The following is a 12,607-nucleotide window of genomic DNA, read 5'->3' as shown; positions in this document are numbered from 1 at the left end:
GAGCTGCCCTACTCTCTTACAAGAATGACCTTACCCACGATCTTGTCAGCCGCAAGCTCGGCGAAAGCCTCTTCCGCCTGATTCTGATTGAAGGTTTTCGCTACTATAGGCTTGAGTTTGCCCTGGGCAAAGAGCGGCCAAAGACGCTCCTCCATCCGCGCGAGCAAACCAGCTTTGTAGTCAGCGTCACGTGTGCGCAATGTCGAGCCCACCAGAGTGATCCGCTTCATCAGCATTTTCGCCAGATCAAGCTTGGCATCGCGCCCACCCATCAGGCCAATCAGCACCCAGCGGGCGTCCACGCCCAGCAGGTCCAGGTGGTCTCCTGCATAGGTCGCCCCCACGGGATCGAGGGCAACCTGAAAGGGTCCTTCCGACTGCAAAGAAGCGATACCGTTCTGACGCAACGCACCCCCGGTAGCGCCTAACTCCTTGCAGGCCTGAAGTTTTTCTTCACTGCCCAAAGTTACCCAGCAGGGGTTGCCGAGCGCCTTGCACAACTGAACCGCCGCGGTACCCACGCCACTGGCACCGGCATGGATAAGAACCTTCTCGCCTGGCTGGGCCGCACCCAGCTCGAACACGTTAAGCCAGGCCGTGCTGAACACTTCGGGGATCGCTGCTGCTTCAGCCCAATTGAGCCCCGCAGGCACCGGTAGCAAATGACGTCCATCAACCACCACCTCATCCGCCATCCCGCCACCGGCCAGAAGTGCACAGACACGGTCGCCAACCTGCCAACGACTCGGACCACTGATCTCGACTACTTCCCCGGCACATTCCAACCCCAAAACGGGCGTCACACCGGGCGGCGGCGGATACATCCCGGCTTTTTGTAACAAATCCGCACGGTTCAGCCCGGATGCCTTTACGGCGACCCTAACCTGCCCTGTCATAAGCTCTACTGCGGGCTGTTCGCGCCATTGCAGCGAACCTCCCTCGGCTTGCAATCCTCTCACGGTGCCTCCATAGTGAAATATCAGCTAATCAAAGATGGGAACCAAGATTCACCCATCGAGCCTAAACTTGCAATCGAACTATTTTCTCCCCCGGACGCGACCACTCTAAATGAAACGACCACATTTTCTGCGCACCACTTGTTTCGTTGTGCTGTTTGCCATGGGCTTTGGCGCTCTGGCAGCCGAACAGCGTGAACCCCTCGACCTCGAAAGTCTGCAGCCTACCCGCGAACAGATGCTCGCCAGCCTCCAGACTGTGGAGCTGCTCAGACTCAGCCATTACAACAAACTGCGGCTGAACGATGAGCTTTCCAGCGAGATATTCGATAACTACGTAAAAGCGCTCGATCCCCAGCGCAGTCTGTTCACCGCTGCCGACATCGCGATTTTCGAGCGCTACCGATACAAGCTGGATAATCTCCTGCCTGCCGGCGATTTGAGCGTTGGATTTGCCATGTACAAACGCCAGATGGATCGCCTCGATCAGCGCCTGGCATACGCACAGGAGCTGCTCGACAAGGGCGTGGAAACCCTTGACTTCGCCTCTGATCAAACCATTCTGATTGACCGCGAGGATGCCTCCTGGTCAGCCGACGAAGACGAATTGGTGCAACTCTGGCGCAAGCAGATAAAGGATGAAGTGCTGCGCATGAAGCTCGCCGGTCGCGACATGGAAATCATCGAGGAAATGCTCGGAAAACGCTACAAGGGTCAGCGTCTGCGCCTTTCGCAGACTCAGAGCGAAGATATTTTCCAGGGTTATATCAATGCCTTTACCCAAGTGTACGACCCGCATACCCAGTACATGTCACCCGAGGTAGCTGAAAACTTCGATATCAACATGAGTCTTTCGCTGCAGGGCATCGGCGCGGTACTGCAAAGCGACGAAGAGTACACCAAGATCACCCGCCTGGTCCCCGCAGGTCCGGCTGCCAAAAGCCAGCAACTTGCCCCTGCCGACCGAATTATCGGTGTAGCGCAGGGCAACGACGAGATGGTCGATGTGGTTGGTTGGCGCCTCGGTGAAGTGGTAAAGCTGATCCGGGGCCCCAAGGGCTCGGATGTACGCCTGGAAGTGATTCCTGCCAGCAACCCACCGACTGACCTGTCAACCCGCACAGTCGCACTGGTGCGGGAGGAGATCAAGCTTGAGGACCAGGCTGCGAAGTCCACAGTCCTTGAATTTGGCGACGGTGAGGATACCCAACGTATCGGTGTCATCCAGGTACCTAACTTCTATATCGACTTCAAGGCTTATAGACGCGGTGACGATGACTACACCAGTACCACGCGGGATGTACGTCGCCTGCTGAGTGAGCTGCAGAAACAGGACGTCGACGGCGTTGTGCTCGATTTGCGCAACAACGGCGGTGGTTCGCTGCAGGAAGCTACCGAGCTGACAGGTCTGTTCATTGACAAGGGTCCGACTGTGCTTGTGCGCGATACCCAGGGTGATGTGCAGGTGCTGGACGACCCGGAGACAGGTGTAGCCTATACAGGACCCATGGCCGTACTGGTCAACCGTCTTTCTGCCTCAGCCTCGGAGATCTTTGCAGGCGCCATGCAGGACTACGGGCGAGCCCTGGTGATTGGCGAACCCACCTTTGGCAAGGGCACTGTCCAGTCTATCCAGCCACTGAATCATGGTGAACTGAAGCTGACGCTGGCCAAGTTCTACAGGGTATCGGGCCAGAGCACCCAGCATCGTGGCGTTGTGCCTGACATCCACTATCCCTCTCTGCTGGAAACCACTGACATAGGCGAGAGCAATCTGCCCGGTGCGCTACCCTGGGATACCATTCCGCCAGCCAGATACGAAGCAGACGGCCACCTGACTCCCTTTATCAAGCAGTTGGCGACACGCCACGAATTGCGTGCTGCAATCGATCCGGAGTTTTCCTACACTTTGGCCAGACTGGATCTGAACCGTACCCTGGAGGAGCGCAAATTTCTGCCTCTCAACGAGGCCAAGCGCAGGGAGCAGCAGGATGCCTTTGATGAAAGCCTGCTACTTCTCGAAAACAAACGACGCGAGGCACGGGGTGAAAAACCTCTGACCGAGCTCGAAAATGATGATCCTCTCGCTGACATTGCTCCGGCGATGGCCGGGGCCGATGAAGAAGATATGAAGGATGATGCCTTTCTGACAGAAACCGGCCAGATCCTGATAGACCTCCTCGAACTGCAGCACCAACTGGCGCACGCCGGCTAGGTTGCCCCTATTCCGGTGCTTTGACAAATAACGTCTCAGCACCGGTTTATCCGGACCACCCTTCTCCTCTGACTCTGACTGTAAACTTTCTGTAACAAATCCAGCACACACTTGTCGCCTGCATGGGCAACGCACTTCGTTGCGTCAGCGCCCCAACCCGAGCTTCGGAGACCGCGATGAGCACGCTGGAAAAGTTACTGGATATCATTCATGGCGGCCACATCACGGTTTTGTTCCAACCTATTGTTTCCACTGTGCAGCAGCGGATCATTGGTTATGAAGCTCTCAGCCGCGGCCCTTCCAATAGTCCACTGCATTCCCCAATGGTCCTGTTTGCGGCGGCGCGGCAATACGGCAAGCTGACCGAGCTGGAGATGCTTTGCAGGCAGAAAGCGGTAGAAGGTTTCAGCCAGCAAAAGCTGCCCGGCAAGCTCTTCCTCAACGTTTCACCGGAAAGCCTGCTGGAACAGCAGCATTATCCGGGTCGGACCCTGACAATGCTTGAGACGGTCGGAATGTCTCCAGAGCAGGTGGTTATTGAACTGACTGAACAAGCACCCATCGACAATTTCGGACTGCTCTACAGCGCCCTTCACCACTATCGGGACATGGGCTTTTCTATCGCCCTCGATGACCTTGGCGCGGGATACTCCAGTCTGCGGATGTGGTCGGAGTTACACCCTGAGTACGTCAAGATCGATAGACACTTCATCGACGGCATTCATATTGACCGGATCAAGCGAGAGTTCGTCGGCTCTATTCTCGATATGGCCAAAGCGTCCCGCGCCCATGTGATTGCCGAGGGCATCGAACTCCCTGAGGAGCTCGAGGTACTGCAGGACATGGGAGTGGACTGGGTTCAGGGCTACCTGCTGGGGCGCCCGGAAGCTCACCCAACGGCCTGCCACAAATCCATTATTGAGAAACTGGAGCCCAATGAGCAGCGATTGACTGAGGAGCCAGGATTGCACAGTCTACTGATCCAGGTCGACAGCGTGCGCCATAACGAAACGGTCAAGAACGTTCTGACCCGATTTCAGCAACAGGCCAGCCTCAACAGCCTGGCGATCGTCGACGACCAGAACAGACCGATCGGAACTGTGCACAGTCATCAGCTTGCCCAGGCCATGCTGCGTCCCTTCGCTGTGGAGGTTCAGAACCGCAGGCCCATCAGCCAGTTGATGGAGACCGAATGTCTGGTCGTCGACATACAGCAAAGCTTACAAAGAATCAGCCGCCTGTTGACCAGCCGTGCGCGCCAGCGCCTGGACGAAGACTTCATTATTGTCGACAACGGCTACTACCTGGGTCTGGGGCGGGTAATAGATGTTCTGCGACAGATAACCGAGCTGAAGATCCGACAGGCTAGGCATGCCAACCCCTTAACTCTCCTACCAGGCAATGTGCCGATCAATGAATGCCTTGGCCGCCTTCTGTCCAACAAACAGGAAGCACACCTGTGTTACGTCGATCTGGATGGTTTCAAACCATTCAATGACATCTACGGGTACGGTAAGGGAGATGAGGTGTTGCTGGGCCTGGCACAGATACTCCGGGATGTGTGTGACCCGCGCTGCGACTTTGTCGGGCATATTGGTGGAGACGATTTCATGCTGGTGCTGCGTAGTGCCGACTGGCAGGACCGACTCTATCTTCTGAACCAACGCTTCCAGAGCCTGTCACGACATTTCTATCGGCCGGAACATCTAGCCGACGGCGGGTTCGGCGCTCCCGACCGCGAAGGACTTTGGCGCAAGCATGATCTGTTGAGCATATCGGTGGGCGTACTCCATCTACCTGCCTGGAACCATGGCATTACCGATCCGGCAGAGCTTGCTGAAAAGGCGTCCCACGCCAAACACGAAGCAAAAAAGTCCAGGGGCTTCAGTATGGTTTGCAGACAGTTGGGGCAGAAGCCGGGCACTACCCTTAAGCCCATCGCCCTCTGAGGAGAGGCACATGTGATCGGCTAGCATAACGGCAGCTGAATACCGTGAGCGATCTTCCAATCCGATCCGTTCCCAGCTAGCTATCCGCGCGGCCCGAAGTTACCCACAAGTTCTGTGGATAAGTCTGTTAACAACTACTGGGAAACCCTCGGCATCCCCGTAGTACTGCGGCTCGCCATAAACTGAATGTTTTTTGATCAAAGAAAAAAGTTCATTAAAATCAATGAATTAAAAAGATTCGTGAAAAAACGCATGGGGTGGAAAGTCGGGGCTTGAGTGTTACCGAAGAATGTGCATAAGAGTAACACTGCATGCCCCGTGGAGAGCTGAATGCCGACACACGGGGCGTTACGCGAGTGTTACAGGTGAACTGGCAGGAATTGCTCCTGACCGGTTTACTCTTCGCCTGAGTCGTCTGACTGGATGCCCAGCAATTCCATTTCAAATACCAGAATGGAGTTGGGCGGAATCACAGGACTGGGGCTGGCTTCACCATAGGCCAACTCGCTGGGGATGGTTACCTTGAACTTGTCGCCCACGTTCATCAACTGCAGAACTTCGACCCAGCCGGGGATCACGCCACTGACCGGCAGATCAACGGGCTCGCCACGACTGACAGAGCTATCGAATACCGTGCCGTCAAGCAAGCGGCCTTCATAATGCACGGTTACGACATCGTCCGGACCAGGGGTAGCTTCGCCTTCACCTTCTTCAAGAACCTGATACTGAAGACCTGAATCGGTGGTAACTACACCTTCAACCTCAGCATTGTCTGCCAGAAAATCCACATTGGCCTTGGCAGCTTCCTCCCCAAGGCTTGCAGCACGTTCCTGTGCCCGTGTCTGCAGTGCTTCGAATGCGGCAGTCAGATCATCATCTCCAACCCGCGATTCCTCGCCAGCAAGGGCATCCTTCATTCCCAGGGCCAGAGCCTCAGGATCAATATCGTCCAAGCCATCGTTCATCAAGCTCTCGCCCATGTTCAAACCGATGCCATAGGAGGCCTGTTGGACTGGATCGGACAGCTCCGGCTCCTTCTCACACCCGGCCAGGGCAAAGATACTCAATGCAATACTGGCTGCCAGCAGATTTCGCTTCATGCTCACCTCAATAGACGCGCCCCAAAGGGCTAAGTTAAAAATCCGAGCTTAACAGGGCTATCGGTGCCAAGCTACCCGCACAGGAATCAGGGCAACAGCCCTATCCGACCAGCAACATTGACGTGCCAGGTTTTTTTAACCACCGTTACGTTCAGACCCGATGAACCCGATCCGTGGAAGCAGCAGATGAACAACGATCATGAGAGTCCAACAGTAGATGAATCTCCCGTAGCAAAGCGGCTGGACCTTAAACTCAGTGAAAAAGCCCGGCCTCTATTTGAACAAGCAGCCCAATTCGCACACGCCAAGGGATTATGGGTATCCATAAGCTCGAGCATCAACGAGCACGCAGTGGCTGAGCTGATCCTGAGCGCACGCTTTCCCGACGACGCGGCTCCCAGCGTCTATCGGCTCATTGCTGATGACGCCAAACAGACAGTCTTTCATGAGATGGAATTTGGCCGAAACAAATCGACCGACCGCCAGGAGACCCGACCCGCCGCACTAAACGACATGGTTATCGACACCCAACTTGAAACCTTCTTCAGCAAGGCCTTCGATTTGCACCTGGATTACCTGACCGACAAACAGCACCCCCCCGGCTTCTGGTAATACTGCATGCCGGCGCCAGCAAGCAGCCTCCGCGAGCAGGCGCCGCTACAAATCAGGTGAGAAAATCTGGTCATCACTGGTAATCGGGACCTGCTCCTTCATCCGCCAAGCCTGTCTCAACATCCATTCTTGTATCTATCTCGACGCCAATTCCAGGCACAAGGTTCAACCTGTATTTGCTCTCCAGCCCCCGCGTTAGATAGCCGAAACTTTTCCTCATACCCCCGGTCAGCTGAACTGAGAGCAACCTGATTTTCAGCTCAGGTTCCGATCTCACGAAAGCGCACGTTTCGTCTGGCAGAGAACGAAACCCGCCTTTCGCGAACAACCGTCGAAATGGGTTACCGGTCGAACTACCGGGCGAAGAACGAGCTACGGGGAAACCTGTATCGGAGGGGTGGCATGGGTAAGGCTATGGTAAGTCCAGGGTTGAGCGAGCTGGCACAACCAGTCACCGCGGTGGGCCGCGGAAAAGTGGAATGTCTGCAGAAGAACCGCAAGAAGATCTTGTTCGTGACCTCAGAACTTGCTGATCTGGCCAAAGCGGGTGGGCTTGGTGATGTGTCAGCAGCACTGCCACGAGCACTTGGACGCTTTCATTCAGTACGTGTGTTGATACCGGGGTATCCGCAAGTAATCAGCCGCGGCCACCCCATGGAAATACTCTGCGAACTGGAGGGTTATGCAGGCCTGCCAGCGTGCCAGATCGGGACCATGCTCCTGCCTGATGGACTGACAGTTTATGTGGTGCTCTGTCCCGAGCTGTATGACCGCCCCGGCACACCCTATGGCGACGAACACGGCCGCGACTGGCCAGATAACCATATCCGCTTTGCCCGTTTCGGGCTCGCGGCAGCTGCCCTTGCCTCAGGTGAGGTCTGCGCTGATTGGCAACCAGACCTGGTACATGCCCATGACTGGCCCGCGGGCCTGGCCCCTGCTTACATGGCCTGGCAGGGTCAGCGCACACCCTCGGTGTTCACCATTCATAATCTTGCCTACCAGGGCTTGTGCGATCTCAATTGCATGCCGGAGCTGGGGTTGCCTGCAGAGGCGGCAACTGAACAGGGCATGGAGTTTTACGGCAAGTTGTCCTTTCTCAAGGCGGGTATCAATTACGCTGATCACAACACCACCGTGAGCAGGAACTACGCCAGGGAGATCACCACAGCTGAATTCGGCTGTGGGCTTGAGGGCTTGCTCAAGTTGAAGGCAAGCACCGGCGGACTCACAGGCATTGCCAACGGGATTGATGAGTGCTGGCATCCGGACAGTGACAGCCGGCATCAATGGCCTGACAAGAAATCCAACACCCGGCACGTGGAAGCGATGTTTGATCTCGAGCCCAACGATGGCCCTCTGTTCGTGATCATTTCCCGTCTGGTCTATCAGAAAGGCCTGGACCTGATACCCCAAGTAGCGGAGGTGATCATCAAGGCAGGTGGTCGTCTGGCGATACTCGGCCAGGGCGAGGAGTCCGTCGAGACGATGCTCACGGAACTCGCTGGGCGCTATCCGCAGCGAATTGGTTTTCATCGCGGTTTTAACGAGCTCGACGCAAGGCGGATGTTTGCTGGCAGTGATTTCCTGCTTATGCCCTCCAGGTACGAACCCTGCGGTCTCAGTCAGAGTTACGCGCAATGCTTCGGATCACTACCAATTGCCAGACGTACCGGCGGCTTGGCTGACACCATCAAGGATGGCGAAACCGGCTTCCTGTTTGACGACAGCACCGCCGAAAGCTTTGCCGACGCAATAGTGCGAGCGACCCGTGTATATCGCCAACCCGATCTGCTTGAGGCCATGCGCCGCCAGGCCATGAATGCACCGCGGTACTGGCATCATGCAGCCAAGCCTTATGACAAGCTCTACCGCAAACTGATTAACGAGTCGCTGGGTAAAACAGGGCCGGCCGTTCGGGGGTCGGAGCACGGATGACCCGTCTGAATTATCAGCACGGCGCAATGCGCCTTGCTGACGGCAAAACGCGCTTTTCCCTCTGGGCTCCAAGCGCAGACAGCGTCAAGCTGCTGCTGGAAAGTGGAGCATCTCAGGAGATGCGCAGCGAAGCCGATGGTTGGTTCAGACTTGCTGCTCAATGCCCAGCAGATTGCGGATACCGTTATCTGATAAATGGACAGACGGAAGTCCCCGACCCCGCATCACGCTTTCAGCCCGATGGCGTAACTGGATTTGGTCAGGTCATCGATCCCCTCGGTTATCCGTGGTCGACGTCAGATTGGCGCGGCCGGCCCTGGCACGAAACTGTGCTGTATGAACTACACGCCGGATTATTGGGAGGCTACCAGGGTGTGGAGCAACACCTGCCAGACCTGGCCCGTCTGGGTATAACAGCAATTGAACTGATGCCCCTTGGTCAGTTCCCCGGAGAGCGAAACTGGGGTTATGACGGCGTGCTACCCTTCGCGCCCCAGTCCTCCTATGGCACCCCCGATGAACTCAGGCACCTGATCGATCGTGCCCATGAATTGAACCTGATGGTATTCGTCGACGTGGTTTACAACCACTTCGGTCCGGATGGCAACTATCTGAATGAGTATGCTGCGCAGTTTTTCCGCGAGGATATTTCCACACCCTGGGGCGCTTCAATCGACTTCCGCCGCCCCCAGGTGAGGAACTTTTTTTGCGAAAACGCGTTGATGTGGGTCCTGGATTACCGCATCGATGGTCTGCGTCTGGATGCAGTTCATGCGATCGGCGAAAGGGACTTTCTCATCGAGCTGGCAAAGCGCGTACGCCAGGCAACCCCACCTGGTCGCCACGTACATTTGGTGCTGGAAAACGAAAACAACGACGCAGCCTTGCTTGAACAGCATTTCGACGCGCAGTGGAATGACGACGGCCACAACGTGCTGCATACCCTGTTGACCGGCGAAGCCGAGAGTTACTACAGCGACTACGCCAGTGAACCGACGCAGAAGCTCGGCCGTTGTCTGGCAGAGGGATTCGTCTACCAGGGCGAGCTGAACCGTCGGGGCGAGCCCCGGGGTCAACCAAGCGCGCAGCTGACGAGTAGCGCTTTTGTGCTCTTTCTGCAGAATCATGACCAGACCGGCAACCGCGCTATGGGTGAGAGACTGACGGTGCTTGCAGATGAAAGGGCGCTCAAGGCCGCAACGGCTTTGCTGCTGTTGTCACCCATGATTCCCCTGCTGTTCATGGGCGAAGAATGGGGCTGCCTGCAGCCCTTTCTGTTTTTTACCGACCACAATCCGGCATTGGCCAAGGCAGTGCGCGAGGGCCGGCGCAATGAATTCTCCGAGTTTTCCAGCTTTGTGGATCCGGACCGGCGTGAAGCTATCCCTGATCCTAACGCCCTGGACACCTTTACTCGATCCATTCCGGACTGGGCCGAGCGTTCACTTCCGAATCACGAGCAATGGCGCAACCATTACCGGCATCTACTCGATCTCCGCCATACGCTAATCATTCCGCGACTCCCCGCAAGGCAATCGCTGGGCTGTGAGGTTCTGGCAAAAAAGGCCGTGGCAGCGACATGGCAGCTTGGTGACCGAAGTCTGTTGCATATCGACCTGAACCTATCTCCCGACCCGGTGCCTGTTAGAGAGCGCAATGGCGCTGACGTCATATTTCACTACGGTCTGAACCTGTGCGGCAGAGGGCATTCGACACTGCCGGCGTACAGCGTGGTCATCAGCATGGAATTCACTACATGAGCGACGCATCACTGGCCAGTCTGGCACGGGCCGCAGGCATCAGCACAAAATGGACTGATGCACATGGCATCCCAAAACAGGTCGGTACTGAAGCCCTTCACGCTCTGCTGCAGAGCCTCGGCCTTCCCGCCTTGGGTGAGCAGCAAATCCAAGCCAGCCTGGCCGAGCAACAGGAGCGCCTGAGGCGGGCGGCTGCCGGCCCGCTACTCGCCATGGTAGCGGACCAGGCGGTCACCTTGGCTGGCCGATTTGCTCCAGGAACCCCGTACAAACTTATTCTTGACGACGAACGCCGCTTGCATCGACGCCTGGACCACAACGCTTGCATCACCGGCATTTCCCAATGTGGCTACCACCAGCTATTGATTGAAGATCAATTACTAACCTTGGCAGTAGCCCCACCCACTTGCCAGAGCGTAGCGGACTTATGCGGCCGACCCGGGGCGCGGGTCTGGGGGCTGTCTACGCAGCTTTATTCACTGCGCCGACCCGGTGACTGTGGCCTCGGAGATACCGTGGCGCTTGAGCAATTGGCGCGTCAGGCAGGGAAGTTGGGTGCTGATGCCTTGGCCATCAGCCCGGTACACGCCATGTTCAGTGCTTCGAGCGATCAATACAGTCCGTACTCCCCTTCCAGCCGTTTGTTCTTCAACCCCCTGTACGCCGCCCCTTCCCGAGTCCTTGGTGAGGACGCGGTAAAGCATGCTGTAAACGAATGTGGGCTCGAGGACGAGCTCGCCAGGCTCGAGACTCTTGCGTTTGTTGACTGGCCCGCGGCGTCTGCGGCCAAACAGAAGGTTCTGCGCTGCCTGTACAGGCATTTCAGTTTCAAAAGCAACGAACTGACCCAGGACTTTGATCGTTTCTGCCGCAAGGGTGGCATTGCGTTGGAGCAGCATTGCCGTTTTGAAGCCCTGCATGCGTACATGTTGCAACACCAGCAGACCCCCAACTGGCAACAATGGCCAAAACCCTTCCGCGATCCCAACAGTACCGCCGTTGCACAGTTCGCCATTGAGCATGCAGCAGATGTCAGCTTTCACATGTTCTGTCAGTGGCTGATCAATTGTGGCTTGGAACGCGCGCAATCGGTCGCCCGCAACTCCGGTATGGCAATTGGTCTGATAAGCGATCTGGCCGTAGGCGCCGATGGCTCCGGAAGTCTTGCCTGGTCACGGCAGTCGGAGCTTCTCAGCGCCATTACGGTGGGGGCCCCACCCGACATCATCAATACTCAGGGGCAGAGCTGGGGAGTCTCGGCCTTCTCTCCGTGGGGCTTACAGGAGGGTGGTTTTAGCGCCTTTAAAGACATGCTCCGGGCAAATATGACTCACGCCGGTGGTATTCGCATCGATCATGTAATGGGGCTGAAACGGTTATGGGTGATTCCCGAGGGTGCCTCACCGGACATGGGTGCGTATCTCAATTACCCCTTTGCAACGCTGATGCATCTGGTGGCTCTGGAGTCCTGGCGCCATCAGGCAATCGTAATTGGCGAAGACCTGGGGACTGTACCCCGCGGAATGCGTGGGGAGCTGGCTGAACGCGGCGCATTGGGCATGCGTGTGTTGCACTTCGAGAAAAATGCTGAAGGATTCATTCCTCCCGAGAAGTGGCCCGATGATGCATTGGCAACTACGACCACCCATGATTTACCGACCATTCTGGGCTGGATTGCCGGACGCGACATCGAGTGGCGTGAAAAAGCCGGGCATCGTGGAGCGCAAGAGACTCAGTCTGATCGCGAGACCCGCGAAACAGAGAGGGCCGAATTAAAGACGGCGCTGCGTCAGGCCGGGGAGCTCCGCTGTGATCAGGAAGAAGCTGTGGAACAGCTCGACGCGTGCATCGGCTTCCTTGGAAAGACGCCTGCTCCTCTTGTATTACTGCCCCTTGAGGATGCGCTTGGGGAGCTGGAGCAACCCAATCTTCCTGGACCCGGCAACATCCATCCCAACTGGCGCAGACGGTTTACGGTAAATGCGGATTACCTTCTGAACAATGCCAGTGTGCAGGGCCGGCTGCAGCGGCTGAGTGAAGCACGTGCAACGCGTGAGCGTGAATCATCATGAATCAC

At 56.6% G+C, this 12,607-nt stretch carries 8 protein-coding genes; 6 read left to right on the top strand and 2 right to left on the bottom strand.

Annotated features, from left to right (window positions below):
- Nucleotides 1–8: 8 nt before the first annotated feature.
- The gene (locus IEV54_RS01640; RefSeq protein WP_150277576.1) at nt 9–959 is read right to left on the bottom strand and encodes an NAD(P)H-quinone oxidoreductase; all 951 of its coding nucleotides are present in this window, start codon (nt 957–959) and stop codon (nt 9–11) included.
- 160 nt (nt 960–1,119) lie between these two features.
- Between IEV54_RS01640 and IEV54_RS01635 the strand changes: the two genes are divergently transcribed.
- Nucleotides 1,120–3,171 (top strand): carboxy terminal-processing peptidase, encoded by a 2,052-nt coding sequence (locus tag IEV54_RS01635; protein ID WP_223825457.1) that lies wholly within the window; start codon nt 1,120–1,122, stop codon nt 3,169–3,171.
- A 176-nt stretch (nt 3,172–3,347) separates the two neighbouring features.
- Nucleotides 3,348–5,120, top strand: coding sequence for an EAL domain-containing protein (locus tag IEV54_RS01630; protein WP_150277578.1), 1,773 nt, complete (start codon nt 3,348–3,350; stop codon nt 5,118–5,120).
- 395 nt (nt 5,121–5,515) lie between these two features.
- On the opposite strand, the gene bamJ is transcribed toward IEV54_RS01630, so the two are convergent.
- Entirely contained in the window at nt 5,516–6,220 is a 705-nt protein-coding gene (gene bamJ / locus IEV54_RS01625) for a BamJ family beta-barrel-assembly machinery protein (RefSeq protein ID WP_150277579.1), read from the bottom strand.
- A gap of 186 nt (nt 6,221–6,406) precedes the next feature.
- Between bamJ and IEV54_RS01620 the strand changes: the two genes are divergently transcribed.
- From IEV54_RS01620 to malQ, 4 genes are all read left to right on the top strand, one after another.
- A complete protein-coding gene (locus IEV54_RS01620) occupies nt 6,407–6,832 on the top strand; it encodes a hypothetical protein (RefSeq protein ID WP_150277580.1) in 426 nt (141 codons plus the stop codon).
- A gap of 402 nt (nt 6,833–7,234) precedes the next feature.
- Nucleotides 7,235–8,770 (top strand): glycogen synthase GlgA, encoded by a 1,536-nt coding sequence (gene glgA / locus IEV54_RS01615; protein WP_150277581.1) that lies wholly within the window; start codon nt 7,235–7,237, stop codon nt 8,768–8,770.
- Nucleotides 8,767–10,530 (top strand): malto-oligosyltrehalose trehalohydrolase, encoded by a 1,764-nt coding sequence (treZ, locus tag IEV54_RS01610; RefSeq protein WP_150277582.1) that lies wholly within the window; start codon nt 8,767–8,769, stop codon nt 10,528–10,530. Before glgA ends, treZ begins: the two co-directional genes overlap by 4 nt.
- On the top strand, nt 10,527–12,602 hold the full coding sequence (gene malQ / locus IEV54_RS01605; RefSeq protein WP_150277583.1) for a 4-alpha-glucanotransferase: 2,076 nt from the start codon (nt 10,527–10,529) through the stop codon (nt 12,600–12,602). The genes treZ and malQ overlap by 4 nt, the downstream gene beginning before the upstream one ends.
- Nucleotides 12,603–12,607 lie beyond the last annotated feature (5 nt).

This window comes from Halopseudomonas salina, assembly GCF_014637955.1.
Lineage (GTDB): Bacteria > Pseudomonadota > Gammaproteobacteria > Pseudomonadales > Pseudomonadaceae > Halopseudomonas > Halopseudomonas salina.
Note: the sequence above shows the minus strand (reverse complement) of the source record. Positions and strands in the feature narration are given on the sequence as shown.

What these genes read in the sequence shown, in the direction of transcription:
- IEV54_RS01635 (WP_223825457.1), top strand. Translation starts at nt 1,120, where the DNA reads ATGGGCTTTGGCGCTCTGGCAGCCGAACAGCGTGAACCCCTCGACCTC.
- IEV54_RS01630 (WP_150277578.1), top strand. Translation starts at nt 3,348, where the DNA reads ATGAGCACGCTGGAAAAGTTACTGGATATCATTCATGGCGGCCACATC.
- bamJ (WP_150277579.1), bottom strand. Translation starts at nt 6,220, where the DNA reads ATGAAGCGAAATCTGCTGGCAGCCAGTATTGCATTGAGTATCTTTGCC.
- IEV54_RS01620 (WP_150277580.1), top strand. Translation starts at nt 6,407, where the DNA reads ATGAACAACGATCATGAGAGTCCAACAGTAGATGAATCTCCCGTAGCA.
- glgA (WP_150277581.1), top strand. Translation starts at nt 7,235, where the DNA reads ATGGGTAAGGCTATGGTAAGTCCAGGGTTGAGCGAGCTGGCACAACCA.
- treZ (WP_150277582.1), top strand. Translation starts at nt 8,767, where the DNA reads ATGACCCGTCTGAATTATCAGCACGGCGCAATGCGCCTTGCTGACGGC.
- malQ (WP_150277583.1), top strand. Translation starts at nt 10,527, where the DNA reads ATGAGCGACGCATCACTGGCCAGTCTGGCACGGGCCGCAGGCATCAGC.